Below are 13,129 nucleotides of genomic sequence, written 5' to 3' on the forward strand. Positions count from 1 at the left end.
CAAAATATTTCGGATACTTTCATCAAGATACAGAAATCGCAGACGGCGATTTGGTCTGAGATTGAATTTGATTGCTGGTATCTACAATTACGAACTTCGTTACCGACAAAAGGATATATCTTGATTACTTTTGCAAGAGATATTGTGTTACTATTATACCATGCTCACACAGAACCTAGAAGAGCCGACAATCTTCAAGAGCTTCGTATGTACTATGCCATTTCCTTCTGAAGAAAGGGGACAGTGACAAGTCTCCCAAGCAATAGGCATTTCTGGTAGTCATGATGCTATCCATTAAGTCAAAGGTCGCATCTTTGGCATTACCTAACAGTTGGTAGGTATCTTGGCGAAATCTGGTATATCTGTTATATTTGGTCATAGAGAGAGGATAAATTCTTTAACATCTTTTATTTTCTCTCTATTTTGCTTGATTCTTCCTCTTTTTTCTTTTTAGGTTTCTCATTTAGTCTAAACTACAGTTACCTAATTTTCAGGGAAAAAGTACCTGAATTTTACCCCCAATCACTCCAATGGCTGGCACTTTTTGATTGACAAAAAGCCTAAAAGTTTTACCCAACAAGGTTTTTAGATTTATTCAGCAAACCCTAATTACATTTACTCAAATCCCAAACGCCAAAGCGTTTGAAGGATAATATACAAGTCAAAAATCAAGTTAGCTTGGGCAAGATACTGCTTATTTAGCTCTAATTTTTGAGGCATAATTTCTTTCACATAAAACTCTTCTGGGTTCTCAGCTTGGGCGAGCAATTCACTTTCATTTCGAAATCGAATCGAGGCTAAGTCAGTGATTCCTGGGGGCAGCTCCAATACTTTAAGCTGTTCTGGGGTATATAATGCGACGTATTTGGGAACTTCTGGACGGGAACCCACTAGACTCATGTCCCCTTTCAAAACGTTGAATAACTGGGGTAATTCATCTAGTTTATACTTTCTGAGAAACCTCCCACAATCAGTTATTCGGGGATCTTCGCCAACTGTAATTTGTTTACCTAATGCCTCTGCATTTGTTACCATTGTCCGAAATTTGTAGATTCTAAATTCCTTTCCAAATTGTCCAACTCGTACCTGTCGAAAAAAAACTGAACCGGGAGAATCAACTTTGATCCAGACTGCGATCGCCAGAAAAATGGGGGCAAGAACCAGAATCCCCATTAGGGAGAAGAGGAGATCGAAAATTCGTTTAGCGACCATCATGTTAAAATTTCCCTAACTGCTTTAATCACCCACTCTTGATCTGTTTCAGTCATTTTAGTATAAATGGGTAGGCTGACTGCCCCTTGATAGGTTGAGAGTGTGCGGGGGAAATCTGTTGGTTGGAGATGATAAGTATCTCGCCAATAGGGGTGTAAGTGTAAGGGAATGTAATGAACGCTGCACCCTATTCCTTTTTCTATCATCTGTTTGATAAATACATCCCGGTTAATCGGTGCTTTTTCAGTCAAGCGGATGACATAGAGATGCCAAGAGTGAGTATCACCGGCATTAGCTTTGGGAGGAAGCAGCAAGGGCAAATCGGCAAAAGCTTCATCGTAACGCTGTGCTATGTTAGCTCGTTTTTGCTGGAGTTGCCAAGCTTTTTTCAGTTGGTGAATGCCTAAAGAAGCCGCTATATCCGTCATGTTGTATTTGAAGCCAGGGGCGACAACTTCGTAATACCATGAGGGTTTGGTTGAAGTGTAGCGATCAAAGGCATCTCGGTTAATCCCGTGCAGTCGCATAACACTACAACGTTTAGCAATTTCTGGATTACGGGTGACGATCATTCCACCTTCACCTGTGGCAATAGGTTTGGTGGCATAAAAACTATAGACAGTGGCATCAGATTCTAAACTCCCGATCAATTTTTCTTGATAAGTTGTTGGTAGGGCATGAGCGGCATCTTCGATTACTCTTAAATTATATTTTCGGGCAATCTCTAGTATTGGCTGCATTTCACAGGCTAAACCCCCAAAATGAACGGGAATAATTGCCTTAGTTTTTTGTGTAATCGCTGCTTCAATTTTTGTCGGATCGATATTGAAAGTAGTCTCATCGATATCCACAAAAACTGGATTAGCCCCCAAATAACGGATGACTTCAGCAGTAGCGGTAAAGGTATAAGGTGTTGTGATCACCTCATCTCCAGGGGAAATGCCTACTGCTTCCAAAGCTAAGTGTAACCCTGATGTTGCCGAGTTAATCGCAAGTGCCACCACGTCTGTGCCGATAAATTCAGCGAATTCTCGTTCAAATTGTTTGGTTTTTAGTCCAGTGGTCAGCCAACCAGAACGAAGGGAATCCACTACTTCAGCGATTTCTTCTTCACCGATATCTGGTAAGGCAAAAGGGAGAAAATAATTATCTTTTTGAAGCATGGTTTAGTTTAGTTAGTTATTTTTAATGTTTTGCGATAACGATTCATTTGACGGCTCCCAGACAAAAAAGATTCTTCTAGGATAAAGCCCAGTTTGCTATAAAAATAATTGACTGAATCATTAGATTGACTATCTGTCGTTAAATAGACATTTTGATATTTTCTTTCAGTAGCTATTTGCAGAAAAGACTGAATAAGTTTTGTGCCTATCCCCCTGCCTTGCTCATCAGGTGTAACTGCCAAAGAGGAAAGTTCAATATCTGATTCTGGTGTTTTAATATCAGAAACTCTTCTAAAATTCAACAAGATTCTTTTTATTAAATAGGGTTTACGAATAATCGCCCAAAAAGTCAAACCAACTAACCGTAACCGACGCTTTCTATAAAAATCATAGAAGGCCTCGGGATTACCAAATCCAACGATGAACCCAAGGAGTTTATTTTCTCTCTGAATAACCATAGCAATACTATCAGGAAACTCTAAAACTGCCCTATAGTATTCTCTAACAAAAGACAATCCCATAGCTGTCAGAAAAAAGTTTGGGAAAGCTTTCATATGAAGGTAAGCTATAGCTTCCAAATCTTCTAACTGTGCCAATTGACTATCTAACTTGACTTGATTACTATTCATTATCATGTTACAATTAACCGTCATGTTTTAAACAATAACATCTATGATGAACATTCTTATAATTAGCTGTGTGTTCCCACCGGAACCGGTAACATCGGCTATCACCAGCGAACAAATTGCGATGGGCTTAGTGGAACGAGGTCATAAGGTGACAGTCATAACAGCTTTTCCCAATCGACCAGGAGGGAAACTCTACTCTGGTTATACCAGAACTTGGCGAAAAGTGCAAGAACATCCCAACGGATACCAACTGATTCGCGTTTTTTCATTTTTTTCGACAACTTCGACTGCAACTAGCCGATTGTTAGAAAACTTATCTTTTGGACTCAGAGCAGTTATTGAAAGTCTGTGGATAAAACCAGATTTAGTTTATGTAAATACATGGCCTCTTTTTGCTTTGGGGATGGTAACTGCACTTTGTTCTCTAAGAAAAGTGCCTCTAGTTATTAACATCCAAGACATTTATCCTGAATCAGCGATTGCGCTTAAAAAATCTCCAGAGACAGGGATTATTCCTCAACTACTAAAAGATCTAGATCGTTGGATAGCTCATCAAGCAAAGGTCTTGATAACACCTTCCGAGAATTTTGCCGATTTTTACCGCACCATTCGCCAAGTTCCCGCTGATAAAATACATATTGTTTACAATTGGTTAGATGAGGAAGAAATAAAGCCCTTCCCCCGTCTAGGAGCTTTTAGAACCATGCAAGGAATTTCAGAAGATACTTTTGTTGTGATGTATGCTGGTAATATTGGGGTTAATGCAGGAGTAGAAATTATTATTGAAGTTGCTAATCAATTAAAAGATTTGGAAAAAGTTATTTTTGTGATTGCTGGTAGTGGCACTTGTAAAAACCAGTGTGAAGAATTAGTCAAACAATATAATTTATCTAATGTTCAATTCTTTTCTCCTTTGCCTAAAGAACTATTTTCAGATGTGCAAGGATCAGCCGACTTAATGATACTGCCAACACGAGGGTCAGGAGCCTTAACGTCTGTTCCTTCTAAGCTGATTGCTTATATGCTATCAGGACGACCTGTATTAGCAGCAGTCGCTGAAAATTCTGATACCGCCAGAATTATTCAACAAGCTGAATGTGGAGTCTTTGTTCCGCCAGAAGAGCCAATGGCTATCGCCAGTGAAATACGTCATTTAATGCAAGTACCAGAAAAGCTAAAGCAAATGGGGGAGAGCGCACGCTACTATACCCAAAAGAATTTCTCTGGCAAAGCTTGCCTACCAAAGCTTATTAACATCTTAGAATCTCTGGAAAAAAAACATTAAGATAGTTTGATAAATTCAGGTAACTAAGAATTTAAAAACTCTTAATATCTATGGTTTTCGGTTCATCTGAGTTTCGCAATGCAAATCGATGTTCCACTTAGCTGGAAATCCTATCCGGCAATGGATTATACTAAATCCGTTGAGTAGGGGCCAGTTATGAGGAGAGGCAAAAGGCAAGAGGAAAAAGGCAAAGGGGGAATAAATAATCAGTTTTTAATAACCAGATTTATTATTAATTCAATTTAAAGCTGGAAAAAAACATGAAATACTTATCTAGAAGGTGTTTCAAGCCCTTAAGCTCCTGATAAACCGCCGAGAAGCATACCAAAGTCAGAAGAGCCTGGTTTTTTTAAACATAAAAATAAGCAAATTTTTAATCAAAGCAATTCTCCATCTGACTATTTGTAAAAGCGATGTTTTATTTTCAGAAGTAACATTATTACTATGTCTTCGATATTTAATTAAAGGTTGCTCAAGATAAAAGGTTTTTCCGTAAATTTCATTGCTCAGTCCTATCCACATATCGTACATTGGGATATCTTCTGGAAAAGGTAGAAAATAATTCAGCATTTCTCTTCTAAAAGCTAAGGTACATCCCTGAAATCTAGGTCTTATGAGATTAGGAATAATACCTGGTACAAAATTTCCTATTAAACTCAAAAATGAATCTGAAATCACATTATCTTGTTCATCAATTACCTGTGCGTCAGTAACAACTAATGTCACATCTTTCTGATTGAAAAATACCTGAGTAATTTCTTGAACTTTATGCGACATCCAAATATCATCTTGATCGCTTATAAAAATTATATCACCCTCAGCACTTAATATAGCTTTTTCAAAGTTTTTAATTGCTCCTAGGTTTCTGGTATTTTCCCATAATTTTATCCGAGAATCAATAAATTTCTGAATCAAGTTGACCGTTTGATCAGATGAACAATCATCAACTATTACCAGTTCATCATTATATGATAGCTGGGGAAGAATAGATTGTATTTGCTTCTCTATAAATCTAGAGCCATTGTAGGTAGCCATGCAAACTGAAATTTTCATAATTAATTTCTCTCAATCAAATTAACAGACTAATAGTTAATATTTTCATGATTAGGCTCGAAAAAGCCATCTAAAATTTGAATAAAAACTAAACTGGTCTTATTGTATCCGCCTTGAAATAGTAGGTTGATGATTAGATACTTAATCATTTTTAGTCTACTGAGGGAAATTTTTCGAGTTTTCAGATAACTGCTAAACTCTGGAAAGCAATGGGGCTTTTCTCCTGAATAGCTGAAGAAAAACTGAAGAATTTTAAAATCAGTATTTATTCTAAAAAGTAACCTATTTTTCAGTCTAAGCAATAATAAATAAAGGGATGAAATTTTATAAAGCTTTTGGTAGTATTGCCTATATTTTATCCCTTCTTCTAGCGCAGTAACTCTAGAACTCGAGTTACCCGCTAGTAAATTGTTTTGATGAATTGTTTGTCGGGAGCATCTCACCTTTGTAACCCCTAAATCAGGTTTTATGTCAAGCTATTTTGAAAGCCTTGCTAGAAAACAGTTTTAGGGACAAGTATAATTACTCACTTGCATAAATGAGATGCTCCCTTGTTTGTCCAGCTAGAACTTCCTCAATTTTAACAAGTTTAAACCCTGCTAGAGCCGCTCTAGTAAAAAATTCATTATCAGCAACTAGCGTATAATCTAAGTTAAAGTTACCAATTTTTTCAAATACATTTCTTCTGATAAAAACGGTAGGCTGTGGTAGGTTATAATCAGACAGTAGATCGTATTTGCTCAATTTCAGCCAAGGTAGCAACTCTAAATTTGCTGACGGATAGTATAAGTTAACCCAGTCTCCGTAAACGATGTCAGCATCAGTGCTGTTAAAGACATCAACAACAGTTTCTACGGTGTAGGGGAAATAAAAATCATCTGTATTAAGATAGGCAATTATGTCACCCTTAGCCAAGCTAAGACCTTTATTAACAGCATCATAAATACCTGCATCTTTTTCCGATAACCATCTAAGATGGTAGTGTTTTTCTTCATTTTTAAGTAACTCAACCGTTCGATCCTGAGAACCACCATCTACCACTATATGTTCTAGGTTTCCATAGGATTGGCTCTTAATTGAGTCAATACATTGTTGAATAATCCAATCTCTGTTATAGCTAGGAGTAATAACGCTAACTAATGGATAAGACATATTTTTACTTATAGATAATTTAAGGATTTTTGCATTACTTTCAATATCTTTAATAATAGCCACTAAGTTAAAATTTATACCCAAACAAATTGATGTCATCTTTATATTTTTGTTCAATAATTTTTTGAGTTTGATAATTATAAAAGCTTCTGTAGGATTTCCCAGATTTTGCAGTATCAATATTCATGCCAGGTAGAGGTTTTTGAGGTAAACCAACCTGGTCGAGGATTTGATAATAATCCTCCGTTAAACTTTCAAATTTTCCCACATAATCTACAATAATTTTACCGTATTCATCTGTAATCCAATCTTTTTGTTGCTGGATGAATGCTTCAGAGGCAACAAAGCTCTTAATATAATCATCAAAAGTCATAATTCTCGCTTGCTTTAAGAGGGGATTTGTAGTCGGTTGTTTCTTGCGCCTTCCGTAAGAGTACATCGATAAGCTAAACGGCTTTTACTTCGGATCACCGATATAGACTCCAAAAGGGTTATAGCTGTTGGATCATGCAGGTTAAGCGCCGTTTAGCTTAACACATAATCCCAAGGATTGCGGACAAAGGCAAATTTAAAATAGTCATCCCATTTTTACTCACCTACCATTTCCTTGACTTTTAAAGCCTTGTCATGGTCTTTTTGGGATTTTTAATAATATTGCTTTTTTCATTGTCAAGAGGATTAGCAAGGCAAACTTTCTGATTGCTCAAAGGTATTAAGTATGAGTTAATTCTTCTCAAAAATTATTCTATTAGCTAATTCCCAGGAATTACATATCGACTGGTGTAACCTGTGTAGTACGCTAGTACCAGCAACTTTAGAAGTATGGATAAATATGAACTTATACTGCTCAGATACTAACATTAATTTTTTCTTGTTCGTAACTATTTTTGTGGTTGTGTTCAAGGACTATAATAGGCTAGACATCAACCTTATGTCAAGTTATCTAACAATTCGTAAACGTTTAGGGGGGTGTAAAGCAGCCAGTGGCATTGACTCTGTGGAAGGACTCTCCTGGGGCAGCGGAGAAGGAGAAGCGCTGCCTTTCCTAGAGGCGCGGATCGCCTCGTCCATAAATTCCAAGACATTGCGGTTCTGAGAACGCAGACTCGTCACTACTGTCAGCATCCGCCCCACAAAAACACTACCCGCCTCACCCCCCTTTCATCCCCCTGAAGGAGTGACAGAGCAGGGGAGGGGGCGCCGCCACAGCACCGCCGGACGGATGGCTCTTTCTGCGGCGTTATTCGTCGGCTATAAGCCCTCCACCGTGACAAACAACCACAGGGCTACTTCCACTTATGTCAAATTAGATGAGCTTACCCTGCTCAGATCACAAAATATCTTTTCTTTTTTGCAACCAATAGGTAAGGAGAAAATAAATAAGGGAATGAAGAATTAATACTCCCCAATTCAATAACAAATTATTGATAGATAATTGATAAACTTGATTGGCATCCTCAAAGGGTAAAGGGAAATTAAAAGTATTTTGTTCTTGCGCTTCTGCAATCATATCTTCCACCTCTACTAATACCCCGTAGGCAGCAATCGACCAGCGACTAATCATCAACCATGATAGATATTTTCCCAGACTTTCTAAGCTAAATAATACCCCTGCAAAGATAATCTGAGGAATTAAAATTAAAGGTAAGGCACTATTTGCTTGGGTGATATTACTAACGCCAGCAGAAATTAATAAACCGAGATTAATCGCCGCAAATATAGTTAAAAATGTGGTAATAAAACAGCCAATTAACCAAGTCATTAATTCTGGTTGCGGGTCAGTAAATCCCCAAAATATCACGCAGGTAATTACAATTGTTTGCAGAAAAGCTAAGGCCGCTAAAACCAGAATTTTTGACAGTAAATAGGCTAATAATCCCAGATTAACTAATCTTTCTCGCTGATAAATTGCTGATTCTTTGACAATTTCCTGTAGGGAACAGGCAAAACCTACCCACAATTGCGCGCAGGTAAAAACAAAGAGAGTTTTTAAGGCTAAAGGTGCGGATTGGATAGCCTGCTCAAAACTGGGATTATCCCCCAAAAATAAAGGATTTTTGCCCCCTAAAACCATAGCCATTAATAAAATTCCGATCGGGGCGGTTAATAGGTATAAAATTAAACTAACCTGATCGCGGATAATTAATTGGCTATAGCGTTGACATAAAACCTGTAGTTGTTGCCAAAAAGATTGTTGAACCTGTTGCGGTTTACTATTATTTTGCTGAAATATTTTACCGATTCTTGCTTCAATATTATTTTTGTAGTAGTCGGATTGTTGGAAACGTTGGCATTCCTGCTCAACTTTTTCGCTAGTTTCCAGATGAATATAAATATCGGCAAAATCCCCCTGAGGTAAAGAGAAAAAATTTAAGGCCTCCCCCGGAGAACCAAAATAACATAAATTGCCCCCTTGACCGAGGAAAACTAATCGATCGCAGAGATTGATATTATTAGTAGCATGGGTGACTAGGAGAATTGTTCTGCCTTCTTTGGCCAATTTTGCCAGCAATTCCATCATCTTTTTATCTAAACCGGGGTCTAATCCCGAGGTGGGTTCATCTAAAAAAAATAATTTGGGATTGGCTAATAATTCCACCGCAATACTCACCCTTTTTAATTGACCACCGCTTAAGTCTCTGACTAAAGTATTTCTTCTTGCTAACAATTCCACCTGCTCCAGGGTTTTCTCGATCACTTCTTGGCAATTAAGATCGGGAGGTAGCCTTAATTTAGAAGCATAATACAACACTTCTCCCACAGTTAAATCCCTGTGGACGATATCGTATTGGGGAACATAACCGATTTGGGTGCGATAGATATTAAAATTCTGGCGGAGGTCTTCCCCATTCAGATAAACAGTTCCCGAGGTGGTGGGTTCAATTCCCAATAAAGTCTTTAATAAAGTCGATTTTCCCGCACCGCTTCCCCCGACAATCGCCACTAATTGACTCGGTTCGATCGGTAAGGAGATATGATTGAGAATTATCAAGGGTTGTTTCTTTTTATCCCGCACCATCCTGACGATATCTTCGGCATCCAGACGGATATTATCCCCCGTATCTAATAAAACTAATTCATCTCCCTGCAACCGAAAACTATAGGTACCGATTCTCACCGTACAACCGTTAGTTAAAATGGCACTACCCGATACTTTTTGTCCGTCGATAAAGACTCCATTGGTGCTTTTGTCGTGGAGAATATAACGATTCTGGTTATCGCTGTCGATAATTGCGTGTTGTCGGGAAATTGTCGGCGCGTCTAAAACCACAGTCGCGGTATTATCTCGTCCTAAAACTACACTGCGATTGCCTAGGGAAACCGATTTAAAAGCTAAAGGTGGGCTTTTTACTGGTTGGTTAGGATGATAATAGGTGATCTTGACCGAATTTTTGACATCTTGACCGATATTAATCTCATCCCCATTTCGTAAAAGATAGCCCTCTTTGGGAGTAATCACGCGATTGTTGATAAAAAGTTGATTGGAACTAGGATTAGTCCCGTCTCCATCGTAGATATAGTAATCATCTCCCTGACGACGAAAACAAGCTTGTACTCGACTCACCACCGTCCAGTGTTGGGGAACAACTAAATCCACCTGTTGACCATCCCGCCCCAATTTATAATTAGGACGACTCAGATTAATAGAAGGGAGAAATTCTCCCTGATTGTTAAGAATAATGTAGGGTTCTTGACTAATAACCGTTTTAATGTTGGGAGAATTGGTCATAAAAAGTCGATCGGTAGATGGCGTTCGCAGGGGACGGTAAGAAGCTAAGATAGAATTAATGTCTCGATCGCTACTGTTAACCTCAGAGTCTGGAACGAACTCTAGAGCTCATGTTAGTAAAACTTCTTAGGATCGATCGAGCTTGTCTAAATTCCTATTCCTAAGACCTATCCACAGGTTATCGTGCTGTTAGACGATGGTTACAACTCCTATTTCTCCTACCGCCAAGGTTTCTAAAGTCGAAGGTATCAAAGAACGCAGTAATTATCTACGAGAACCTTTGGCCAGTGAACTCCTCGAAGATACAACCCATTTTACCGATGCGGCGGTGCAGATCCTCAAGTTTCACGGTTCCTATCAACAGGATAATCGCGACCATAGAGCCAAAGGTCAAGAAAAAGACTATCAAATGATGTTGCGTACCCGCAGTCCGGGGGGTTTTATTCCCGCGCAACTATATCTTACCCTCGATAGTTTGTCCGATCGCTACGGTAACGGCACTTTACGGGTGACAACCCGCCAAGGCTTCCAATTGCACGGCATTTTAAAGAAAAATCTCAAAGCCACCCTCGGGGAAATTATCCGCAGTATGGGATCCACTTTAGCGGCCTGTGGTGATGTTAACCGCAATGTCACCGCACCGCCAGCCCCCTACAAAAATCGCCCCGAATACGGCTATGCTTGGGAATATGCCAATAATATCGCCGATTTGCTCACTCCCCAAACTGGAGCTTACTACGAAATTTGGCTCGATGGCGAAAAAGTTATTAGTGCAGAAGAAGCGCCGGAAGTCAAGACCGCGAGACAAAAAGATACAAATGGGATTAACAAAAACGATCCCATCGAACCGATCTACGGTCAACATTATATGCCCCGTAAGTTCAAGATCGGTGTCGCCGTGCCGGGAGACAACTCCATCGATATCTACACCAATGACCTCGGTTTGGTGGTGATTACCGACGCAAACGGGGAATTACAGGGTTTTAACATCCTTGCCGGGGGTGGACTGGGAAGGACTCACAATAAGGAGGAAACTTTCCCCAGAATGGCCGATGCGATCGGTTATGTGGACAAAGAAAATGTGTACGATCTGGTAAAAGCGATCGTGGCAACCCAAAGAGATTACGGTGATCGCGGCGATCGTCGTCATGCGAGAATGAAATATATCCTCGAAGAATGGGGAGTAGAAAAATTCCGCAGCACTGTTGAAGGTTATTTCGGCCAAAAAATCGCCCCCTACCAACCCCTCCCCGATTGGAAATATCAAGACTTTTTGGGATGGAATGAACAGGGAGACGGAAAATTATTTTTTGGTCTTTCTGTGGAGAATGGCCGGGTCAAAAATGAAGGCAGTTTTCAGCTAAAAACCGCCTTAAAAGTGATTATCGAGCGTTTTCAGTTGCCCATGCGCTTGACGGCTAACCATAATATCATTCTCTACGAAATCGAACCCCAGGATCAACAAGCGATCGAGGCGATCCTGAAAGAACACGGAATTATCACCGATCCCGCCGAAATTGACCCTTTAACCCGTTATGCCATGGCCTGTCCCGCTTGGCCCACCTGTGGATTAGCGATTACTGAGTCGGAAAGAATCTTACCCCAGGTGATTGAACGCATTCGCGCCCTGCTTAATCGCTTAGGATTATCCAAAGAGCAATTTGTCATCCGCATGACAGGATGTCCCAATGGCTGCGCGCGCCCCTATATGGCAGAATTAGGATTTGTGGGTAGCGCTCCCAATTCCTACCAACTCTGGTTAGGGGGAACAGCCGATCAAACTCGACTAGCGCGCCCCTATTTGGATAAAATGGCGATCGATGATCTAGAAAAGGTCTTAGAACCGATTTTCGTTTACTTCCAACAGGATCAACAAAATAACGAAACCTTCGGAGAATTCTGTCATCGAGTCAATTTCCCTGCTTTACAAGCATTTTCAGCCACCTACACACCTAAAATGACCGAAACTACTACTACTGAATCAAAACCCAAACGCGTGCGTAAAAATCAAAACCGTGTCAGCGTCCCCGATGATATGTTTGTCCGTCTCAAAGAAGCTTCGGAAACGGAAAAACGGCCGATGAATCAAATCATCAATGAGGCGCTAGAGGCCTATTTCAGCCAAAAATCCTAATCAGTTATCAGTTACCAGTTATCAGTGACCAGTTGCCAATTTAAGAGAATTAACTTTTGAGAGTTATCTGGGAAGATTACCAATAACTCTTAATTCTCGTATATATCCTCAGTCTATGCTTAAAAATGAATGAGGTAAGTCTGGTCATATCAATTTGTACCCCTCTGGTGGGAAATTATGACAATCTCACAAACTAAAACAAATCCTTGGCAAAAACGTTCCCAAAAGGATGTTAAAAAATTATCAGATAATGAAATTAATGAAAAATATGAACAAGGTGAACGAAGAATATTATTAGAAATGAATCGAGAAAAATTGCCTAGTTTGGCTGAGTCTTTAAATAAACCTAACTATGTGAAAAAGCGTCCTTTCTATCAGAGACGGGATCGCTGGGACGCACAAAAACAATCAAGACTGATTGAATCTTTTTTGATGAATATTCCTGTGCCTCCTCTGATTCTCTATGAAACTTCCTATAACTCCTAAGTAGTCGTGCAAAATTAATTTCCTAGTGAAGATAGGCAAGAGGCAAGAGGCAAGAGGTGGTTAGATATGTGTAATTAATTTTGCTTAGGTACTTATGAGGTAATGGATGGCTGACAGGGGGACAAGAGAGCTGACAAGCTTATGTAGGGTTTGCTGAATAAATCTAAAAACCTTGTTGGATAAGGTTTTTAGACTTTTTTTCCCTCAAAAAGTGCCGACCATTGGAGTGATTGGGGGGAAAATTCAGGTACTTTTTCCCTGAAAATTAGGTAGTTGACCACCTGA

Annotated in this window: 9 protein-coding genes and 4 pseudogenes; 4 read left to right on the forward strand and 9 right to left on the reverse strand. The window is 39.4% G+C overall.

The genetic code is table 11. From position 1 onward, the window contains the following. Positions 1 to 124: pseudogene (locus IM456_RS00345) on the forward strand (IS5 family transposase); the annotation flags it as partial. A 60-nt stretch (positions 125 to 184) separates the two neighbouring features. Here IM456_RS00345 and IM456_RS00350 read toward each other — a convergent pair. The 4 genes and pseudogenes from IM456_RS00350 to IM456_RS00365 form a co-directional block, all read right to left on the reverse strand. Next, positions 185 to 379, reverse strand: a pseudogene (locus IM456_RS00350) (NF041680 family putative transposase); the annotation flags it as partial. Between the two features lie 236 nt (positions 380 to 615). Continuing rightward, a complete protein-coding gene (locus tag IM456_RS00355) occupies positions 616 to 1,215 on the reverse strand; it encodes a sugar transferase (protein ID WP_253881419.1) in 600 nt (199 codons plus the stop codon). Continuing rightward, positions 1,212 to 2,375, reverse strand: coding sequence for a DegT/DnrJ/EryC1/StrS family aminotransferase (locus IM456_RS00360; protein WP_149988140.1), 1,164 nt, complete (start codon positions 2,373 to 2,375; stop codon positions 1,212 to 1,214). Before IM456_RS00360 ends, IM456_RS00355 begins: the two co-directional genes overlap by 4 nt. A gap of 8 nt (positions 2,376 to 2,383) precedes the next feature. After that, complete coding sequence (locus tag IM456_RS00365; protein ID WP_172970562.1) at positions 2,384 to 3,004, reverse strand: GNAT family N-acetyltransferase; 621 nt, start codon at positions 3,002 to 3,004, stop codon at positions 2,384 to 2,386. 43 nt (positions 3,005 to 3,047) lie between these two features. On the opposite strand from IM456_RS00365, the gene IM456_RS00370 reads away from it, so the two are divergent. Next, the gene (locus IM456_RS00370) at positions 3,048 to 4,289 is read left to right on the forward strand and encodes a glycosyltransferase family 4 protein (protein ID WP_287693825.1); all 1,242 of its coding nucleotides are present in this window, start codon (positions 3,048 to 3,050) and stop codon (positions 4,287 to 4,289) included. 330 nt (positions 4,290 to 4,619) lie between these two features. On the opposite strand, the gene IM456_RS00375 is transcribed toward IM456_RS00370, so the two are convergent. The 5 genes and pseudogenes from IM456_RS00375 to IM456_RS00395 form a co-directional block, all read right to left on the reverse strand. Further along, positions 4,620 to 5,342 (reverse strand): glycosyltransferase family 2 protein, encoded by a 723-nt coding sequence (locus IM456_RS00375; RefSeq protein WP_287693824.1) that lies wholly within the window; start codon positions 5,340 to 5,342, stop codon positions 4,620 to 4,622. A gap of 522 nt (positions 5,343 to 5,864) precedes the next feature. Then, a complete protein-coding gene (locus IM456_RS00380; protein ID WP_149988144.1) occupies positions 5,865 to 6,593 on the reverse strand; it encodes a glycosyltransferase family 2 protein in 729 nt (242 codons plus the stop codon). After that, on the reverse strand, positions 6,562 to 6,933 hold the full coding sequence (locus tag IM456_RS00385; protein WP_287707436.1) for a sulfotransferase family 2 domain-containing protein: 372 nt from the start codon (positions 6,931 to 6,933) through the stop codon (positions 6,562 to 6,564). Before IM456_RS00385 ends, IM456_RS00380 begins: the two co-directional genes overlap by 32 nt. A gap of 500 nt (positions 6,934 to 7,433) precedes the next feature. Then, positions 7,434 to 7,790, reverse strand: a pseudogene (locus tag IM456_RS00390) (hypothetical protein); the annotation flags it as partial. A gap of 34 nt (positions 7,791 to 7,824) precedes the next feature. Continuing rightward, positions 7,825 to 10,224, reverse strand: a complete 2,400-nt coding sequence (locus tag IM456_RS00395) for an ATP-binding cassette domain-containing protein (protein WP_287693818.1) — start codon at positions 10,222 to 10,224, stop codon at positions 7,825 to 7,827. 196 nt (positions 10,225 to 10,420) lie between these two features. Between IM456_RS00395 and sir the strand changes: the two genes are divergently transcribed. Continuing rightward, complete coding sequence (sir, locus tag IM456_RS00400; RefSeq protein WP_287693816.1) at positions 10,421 to 12,358, forward strand: sulfite reductase, ferredoxin dependent; 1,938 nt, start codon at positions 10,421 to 10,423, stop codon at positions 12,356 to 12,358. A 177-nt stretch (positions 12,359 to 12,535) separates the two neighbouring features. Further along, positions 12,536 to 12,841 (forward strand): annotated as a pseudogene (locus IM456_RS00405) (DUF262 domain-containing protein); the annotation flags it as partial. Positions 12,842 to 13,129: the final 288 nt, after the last annotated feature.

Source organism: Microcystis sp. M079S1, assembly GCF_020246425.1.
Taxonomy (GTDB): Bacteria; Cyanobacteriota; Cyanobacteriia; order Cyanobacteriales; family Microcystaceae; genus Microcystis; species Microcystis aeruginosa.

Bases quoted from the DNA above. Each gene is read 5' to 3' on its own strand.
- IM456_RS00355 (WP_253881419.1), bottom strand. From the start codon at position 1,215: ATGATGGTCGCTAAACGAATTTTCGATCTCCTCTTCTCCCTAATGGGG.
- IM456_RS00360 (WP_149988140.1), bottom strand. From the start codon at position 2,375: ATGCTTCAAAAAGATAATTATTTTCTCCCTTTTGCCTTACCAGATATC.
- IM456_RS00365 (WP_172970562.1), bottom strand. From the start codon at position 3,004: ATGAATAGTAATCAAGTCAAGTTAGATAGTCAATTGGCACAGTTAGAA.
- IM456_RS00370 (WP_287693825.1), top strand. From the start codon at position 3,048: ATGATGAACATTCTTATAATTAGCTGTGTGTTCCCACCGGAACCGGTA.
- IM456_RS00375 (WP_287693824.1), bottom strand. From the start codon at position 5,342: ATGAAAATTTCAGTTTGCATGGCTACCTACAATGGCTCTAGATTTATA.
- IM456_RS00380 (WP_149988144.1), bottom strand. From the start codon at position 6,593: ATGACATCAATTTGTTTGGGTATAAATTTTAACTTAGTGGCTATTATT.
- IM456_RS00385 (WP_287707436.1), bottom strand. From the start codon at position 6,933: ATGTACTCTTACGGAAGGCGCAAGAAACAACCGACTACAAATCCCCTC.
- IM456_RS00395 (WP_287693818.1), bottom strand. From the start codon at position 10,224: ATGACCAATTCTCCCAACATTAAAACGGTTATTAGTCAAGAACCCTAC.
- sir (WP_287693816.1), top strand. From the start codon at position 10,421: ATGGTTACAACTCCTATTTCTCCTACCGCCAAGGTTTCTAAAGTCGAA.